A 5,622-nucleotide genomic window follows, 5' to 3' on the forward strand; every position below is an offset into this window, starting at 1 on the left:
CAAATAGCCTAGCCCCACTGGTTTACTCTTTTGACAATTAATCCACCCTGCCTAACCCCCCTTAAGAAGGGGGGGACAAGAGTGTTTTAAGTCTCCCTTTTTAACGGGGAAGAGTCTTCTGTTTCGTCCCGTTAAGAAGGGGGGACAAGAAAGAGCATTCAAAGTCAACCCCTACTCCCCTTCTTAAGGGGGATTTAGGGGGATATGGCTTCGGCTATAAGCGAGAGATACAAAGGTTTTTAATCTTAAGTTGACACCAATTGGCATTGCCGTTTCCCTACAGACACCGCAAACCCAGAATTACGACATCTCTTTCAACGCCGTCAAGTTCGGCAACTTGTGGCAGATATCCCCACCGCTGAAAGCCAAATTTCTCAAACAATCTTACACTCGGCTGATTGTGAGCAAAAATTATGCCCATGAGAGTTTTAAGCTTCAATTCTGGACTCCGCACAATTGCCGATTGCAATAAATTTTGTCCGATTCCGCAGCGTTGGCGATCGGGTGCGACGTAGATGCTAACTTCTGCTGTATGCTGATAGGCAGCGCGTCCGTAGAAAATCTGCAAACTCAGCCAACCAACAATATTTTGTTCTGATTCCATTACCCAAATCGGCCAGGAATTGGGGGAGTGTTCTCTGTACCACGGGAGGCGGCTTTCGACTGAGACTGGTTTTAAATCTGCGGTGGCCATTCTGCCCGGTATTGCTGCGTTATATATTTGGACAATTGCTGGCAAATCGCTTTCTTCTGCGTCGCGGATTTTCATCGTTGGGTTGACGGTTGACTGTTGACTAATGAGCATAGAATCTGATCCCCCCTAACCCCCCTTAATAAGGGGGGGACAAGATTCTTCTCAAAGTCCCCCTTCTTAAGGGGGATTTAGGGGGATCGAGATATGTACAACTTCACATTAAATTGGTATTAACTGTCTTCTGGTTACCAAGCAGAGTCTGGGAACTAGGAGACAACTTTATTTTTACTACTACAAATTGTACATTTCCATAATATCGCTGACAGCCATTCTTGAATTTGCTCCCAAAGTCAGCGGTGATGTGTGTCCTCGCTGCAAGTGTTCGGCTGCCGCACAGCCGATCATTGCTGCGTTGTCTGTACAATATTTTAATGGCGGAAACAATACCCGCAAGTTGTGTTTTGCTGCTGCTGCTTGTAAGTGTTTTCGGAGTCCGCTGTTTGCTGCAACTCCCCCGCCGACTACAATAGTGGTAAGCCCGAAATTTACGGCGCAGTCGATCGCTCTTTTTGTTAAACCCTTAGCTACAGTTTCCTGAAAGCTGGCCGCAATATCATTAATTGTAGAGGCAGGCAAGATGCCTTCCTCACCCACATTGTTATTTTGTTTCTTGAGTTTCTGCACTAATTGCAAAACAGCGGTTTTCAACCCGCTAAAACTGCTGTCGTAGGGGTGATAGCCACCACCAGGCAGCGAAATTCTGCCTTCTGGTAGAGGGTATGCTTGGGGATTGCCAAGGGCGGCCAATTTGTCAATCAGCGGCCCGCCGGGATATCCTAGCTGCAAGAGTCTTGCGACTTTATCAAAAGCTTCGCCGGCGGCGTCGTCGCGTGTTTGTCCTACTGTTTCATAAACGCCGCAATCTTTGACGTAAATAAAGCTAGTGTGTCCCCCGGAAACTAACAAACACAAAAACGGTGGCTGCAAGTCGGGTTCGGTAAGGTAAGAAGCGTAGATGTGCCCTTCGAGGTGGTGGACGCCTAAAAAAGGTTTTTGATGGACTATTGCCAAGCTTTTCGCCGCTGTCAGCCCGACTAACAATGCACCTACTAAACCGGGGGCACAAGTCGCTGCAATGCCGTCAATTTCTGACCAACTCAGGTTTGCTTCACCGAGACACTGGGCAATTACCTGATTGAGCATTTCTAGGTGACTCCGCGAAGCCACTTCGGGCACTACCCCACCAAACTGCTCGTGGATTTTAATTTGTGATGCTACAACATTGCTGCAAACTTGACGATTCTTAACAATTGCTGCTGCTGTTTCGTCACAACTTGTTTCGATCGCGAAAATGGTTGCCATTAACTGCTAATTTTATTTGATAGGTTAGTTATTGCTAGCTTAACTAATTCGGCGCAAGTCCCCCGCTCTACCTGTACTCAGGTTATTGTTAAGGGATTTTTGCCCGATCGACAGGTAAGACCATCCTCTGATGCAATGAAGGAATATCCTCGCGGTATTGCTAGCTCAGCATTGACCTATGAGAACGGGAATCCCTCATTCTATTGGGCTTTGCCACATCAATGATGGATACTTTACACTGTCAACAAACACGGTAATCTGGATTCCAGATTGGCAAGTTGAAATGCTTGTACAAAAACTTATTGTTTTGTAACAAAAGGAAACAATTCCATGCGACGATTGTTTGCTGCAATTTTAGTGTTGAGTGTCTGGTTCAGTTTTGCTCCAGTTGCTTCGGCTTACAATTTAGTGCCGTGCAAGGACTCTCCCGAATTCAAGGAACTGGCTAAAAATGCACGTTCAACCAATGGCGACCCCGCATCTGCGAAAGCGCGGTTCGATCGCTATTCTCAAGCTATGTGCGGCCCGGAAGGATACCCGCACTTAATCGTAGACGGCAACTTGAGCAAAGCAGGGGACTTTTTGATTCCTAGCATACTGTTCTTGTATATGGCTGGTTGGATTGGTTGGGTAGGCCGTTCTTATCTGCAAGTTACCAAAAAATCAGCAACCCCAGAGGAAAAAGAGATTATTATCGACGTTCCTTTGGCAATCAAATGTATGCTGAGCGGCGTTTTATGGCCTCTGGCAGCTCTCACATCAATCACCAGCGGTGAAATGTTTGCGAAGGACGACGAAATTACTGTTTCCCCCCGCTAAAATTGGGAAATGGAGAAGAGCTAATAGCTAACAGTTAAGTAATTAACTAGAAATTAGCAATTAGCACGCTAGACCGATCGGCAATTACTAACTGTCTCGAATTTTCAGGAGCAGAATTCATGCAATACTTTGTCAAGTTTCTTTCGACCGCACCAGTATTGGCTATCCTTTGGCTATCTATTCAAGGCGCGGCTTTAATTGAATTCAACCGCTTTTTCCCCGACCTGCTTTTCCATCCGATGCCGTAAGATTTGAAGGAAATTAGGTTGCAAAACCTAGGAGTAAAAAGTTGAGAGTTTTGATTTTTGAATTATGAGTTACAGGCTAATTTAAAACTCAAATATCAAAACTCTCAAACCATACCAGTTCGGGCAAAACCAGCGCCGAGATGGGTAAAACCCAAGGATCTAAACTATTTAGTTATCAAATTAGTTCCCAATGGCTAATGACTAATGACTAATGACTATTGACTATTGACTATTGACTAATATTTTGAATCGATGAAGTCTTATCTCGCCGCAGCAATTCAAATGACTAGCTTGCCTGACCTGCAAAAAAATTTGGTTCAGGCAGAGGAATTAATCGACCTGGCAGTGCGTCGGGGTGCGGAGTTAGTTTCCTTACCAGAAAATTTCTCGTTTATGGGCGAAGAGGAGGAAAAGATTGCTTCAGCAGAGGCGATCGGCATCCAAAGCGAAAAATTCCTCAAAACGATGGCCCAACGGTTCCAGGTAACGATTCTGGGGGGCGGATTTCCAGTGCCGACGACCGGGGGGAAGGTATACAATACTTGTTTGCTGGTAGACCCAAACGGCACTGAAGTGGCAAGGTACAGAAAAGTACATTTGTTCGATGTGGATGTTCCCGACGGCATTACTTACAGGGAATCGAACACTGTGAAAGCTGGTGAAGATTTGCCGCCTGTTTATGTGTCGCCGGAGTTGGGGACGCTGGGACTTTCCGTGTGCTATGACGTGCGGTTCCCGGAAGTGTACAGGCATTTGTCGTACAAGGGGGCTGATATTTTGTTCGTGCCTGCGGCGTTTACTGCTTACACTGGCAAGGATCACTGGAAGGTTTTGTTGCAAGCTAGGGCGATCGAGAATACTTGTTATATGATTGCCCCGGCACAGACTGGACACCACTACGGCCGCCGTCAAACACACGGTCACGCGATGATTATAGACCCTTGGGGTGCCGTTTTGGCGGATGCTGGAGACGAACCGGGTGTGGCAATTGCAGAAATTAATCCCGATCGACTAGAACAAGTCCGCCGCCAAATGCCCTCCCTGCAACACCGGGTTTTTCTCTGAAGGATTTTTGAGACCAATTGGTCTCAAAATTTCAGTCCCAGTGGGCCGCCCGACCTTTCAAGTTTTTATTCGCTCAAGTAATTGTGTAGGTTCGTACACAAAAAAACTTAGATCATGTGCGTGCGATCGACAATAATAAGCGGGTGGGGGCGGATTTACGCCGATCTATGAGTAATATTGTCGATCGGGGGTGACTCTGGCCCCGACAGCTTAATATATTGTTTTTTCCTGCAGATGAACGGCCAATAACTCGCGATAAAATGTCTAAGGCAGGTTCAATGGGCGTGCACTTCTGGTCTCAGGCGAATGGGCGAAAGTAGAATTGCACGAAATGCGTCTTTTTGGAGAATTGACATCCACCCCGACCTGAAGGTACGGGGATTCCCAAACCTCACGATTTGAATTTCTGCTTCTTCGCAACTGCCTCCACCCTAAAAGAGATTTGGTCTTATGTTCGCTCCACAGACTAACCCCGCAAGCCCTGCGGTTTTTATGTGTCGAATACCAAACGGAATTCTTCGTAGTTTTGATTCTAGGGATGTTTACCATTGCCCTATCCTCTTTTCCCGGTCTACCGATTTTGCTTCGCCGCCAGCACCTCGGGCTGAACTTCGCTCGTATAGGCTGTTTGATCCATCGTCTCGGGTGGGTCGTTGACCAATTATATTGTAATATAAAGCCGTCCTAAAAGGACGAGGTTTCTACCCAATTTTCTGATGAAACACACTCTTTCGGTTTTAGTTGAAGATGAAGCGGGTGTCCTCACTCGAATTGCTGGTTTGTTTGCCCGTCGGGGTTTTAATATTGAAAGTCTGGCCGTTGGCCCGGCGGAACAAGGGGGAGTGTCTCGGATTACGATGGTTGTACCCGGAGATGACCAAATTATCGAGCAGTTGACAAAGCAACTGTACAAGTTGATTAACGTGCTTAAAGTTCAGGATATAACGGAAATTCCCTGTGTGGAACGGGAGTTAATGTTGCTGAAAGTTAATGCTGCTAGCGGGACGCGATCGGAGATAATTGAGTTAGCTCAGATTTTTAGAGCGCGAGTGGTGGATATTGGTGATGATACGCTGACATTGGAAGTTGTCGGAGATCCCGGTAAAATGGTGGCGATCGTCCAGGTTCTGAATAGATTTGGGATTAAGGAAATTGCTCGTACTGGGAAAATTGCTCTGACGCGGGAGTCGGGGGTAAATACTGAGTTTCTCAAGTCTTTGGAAGCGAAAGTTTAAGTCATTAGTCATTAGTCATTAGTCATTAGTCATTAGTCAGAAAGAATGTTTTAACTTTTAACTTTCGACTTCTTATTACCAACTACCAATTACCAATGGCTGATGACCAATGACTAACGACTCCTGACTAATTAGGAATGAGAATTAAATAACTTCCACAAGATTGTGGGATGGGCGTCCCGCCCGTCCTTTTTGGACG

The 5,622-nt window shown here is 46.2% G+C and carries 6 protein-coding genes; 4 read left to right on the plus strand and 2 right to left on the minus strand.

Annotated elements, in window-relative coordinates:
- Positions 1-277 precede the first annotated feature (277 nt).
- Entirely contained in the window at positions 278-769 is a 492-nt protein-coding gene (locus QUB20_RS28005; protein WP_333251350.1) for an N-acetyltransferase family protein, read from the minus strand.
- A gap of 216 nt (positions 770-985) precedes the next feature.
- Entirely contained in the window at positions 986-2,056 is a 1,071-nt protein-coding gene (gene tsaD, locus QUB20_RS28010; protein WP_333251347.1) for a tRNA (adenosine(37)-N6)-threonylcarbamoyltransferase complex transferase subunit TsaD, read from the minus strand.
- A 330-nt stretch (positions 2,057-2,386) separates the two neighbouring features.
- Between tsaD and QUB20_RS28015 the strand changes: the two genes are divergently transcribed.
- The 4 genes from QUB20_RS28015 (at position 2,387) to ilvN (ending at position 5,423) form a co-directional block, all read left to right on the plus strand.
- The gene (locus tag QUB20_RS28015; RefSeq protein WP_333172718.1) at positions 2,387-2,875 is read left to right on the plus strand and encodes a Photosystem I reaction center subunit III; all 489 of its coding nucleotides are present in this window, start codon (positions 2,387-2,389) and stop codon (positions 2,873-2,875) included.
- 119 nt (positions 2,876-2,994) lie between these two features.
- On the plus strand, positions 2,995-3,123 hold the full coding sequence (gene psaJ, locus QUB20_RS28020) for a photosystem I reaction center subunit IX (RefSeq protein ID WP_106151078.1): 129 nt from the start codon (positions 2,995-2,997) through the stop codon (positions 3,121-3,123).
- A gap of 252 nt (positions 3,124-3,375) precedes the next feature.
- Entirely contained in the window at positions 3,376-4,188 is an 813-nt protein-coding gene (locus tag QUB20_RS28025) for a carbon-nitrogen hydrolase family protein (RefSeq protein ID WP_333251344.1), read from the plus strand.
- Between the two features lie 716 nt (positions 4,189-4,904).
- Positions 4,905-5,423 carry an acetolactate synthase small subunit gene (ilvN, locus tag QUB20_RS28030; protein ID WP_041622928.1) on the plus strand — a complete coding sequence of 173 codons (519 nt, stop codon included), beginning with the start codon at positions 4,905-4,907 and terminating at the stop codon, positions 5,421-5,423.
- Positions 5,424-5,622 lie beyond the last annotated feature (199 nt).

The sequence above is a fragment of the Microcoleus sp. B4-C2 genome, assembly GCF_036705265.1.
Classification (GTDB): Bacteria; Cyanobacteriota; Cyanobacteriia; order Cyanobacteriales; family Microcoleaceae; genus Microcoleus.

Bases quoted from the DNA above. Each gene is read 5' to 3' on its own strand.
- QUB20_RS28005 (WP_333251350.1), bottom strand. From the start codon at position 769: ATGAAAATCCGCGACGCAGAAGAAAGCGATTTGCCAGCAATTGTCCAA.
- tsaD (WP_333251347.1), bottom strand. From the start codon at position 2,056: ATGGCAACCATTTTCGCGATCGAAACAAGTTGTGACGAAACAGCAGCA.
- QUB20_RS28015 (WP_333172718.1), top strand. From the start codon at position 2,387: ATGCGACGATTGTTTGCTGCAATTTTAGTGTTGAGTGTCTGGTTCAGT.
- psaJ (WP_106151078.1), top strand. From the start codon at position 2,995: ATGCAATACTTTGTCAAGTTTCTTTCGACCGCACCAGTATTGGCTATC.
- QUB20_RS28025 (WP_333251344.1), top strand. From the start codon at position 3,376: ATGAAGTCTTATCTCGCCGCAGCAATTCAAATGACTAGCTTGCCTGAC.
- ilvN (WP_041622928.1), top strand. From the start codon at position 4,905: ATGAAACACACTCTTTCGGTTTTAGTTGAAGATGAAGCGGGTGTCCTC.